Below are 251 nucleotides of genomic sequence, written 5' to 3'. Positions count from 1 at the left end.
GTAAAATGCTAATACAAACACAGCAAGCATAGCGACACCACACGCAACCATAATCCTAAACGACCAAAACATGGGGCCTACTTTTGGGAACGAATCTTTCACTGCTTTTTGAATTTGCTCTTCTGTGGCATCAACAACATCAGATGTATATCGTTTAAGCAACAAACCGTAGCCTAAGTCATCTTTTACTGCGTTAAATTTAGCAATGTTTTCAGGCGTATCTTCGCCGTTTCTTAGTTTAGTGAGATAAC

The 251-nt window shown here is 39.4% G+C and carries 1 protein-coding gene; it reads right to left on the bottom strand.

The window, feature by feature from the left end:
• On the bottom strand, positions 1–251 hold a 251-nt coding region (locus R2R70_RS21895; protein ID WP_410979180.1), incomplete at both ends, for a cytochrome ubiquinol oxidase subunit I.

This window comes from Cobetia sp. SIMBA_158, from assembly GCF_046566945.1.
GTDB lineage: Bacteria > Pseudomonadota > Gammaproteobacteria > Pseudomonadales > Halomonadaceae > Cobetia > Cobetia amphilecti.
The sequence above is the reverse complement of the archived record's forward strand: the minus strand, read 5'-3'. Positions and strand labels throughout refer to the sequence as shown.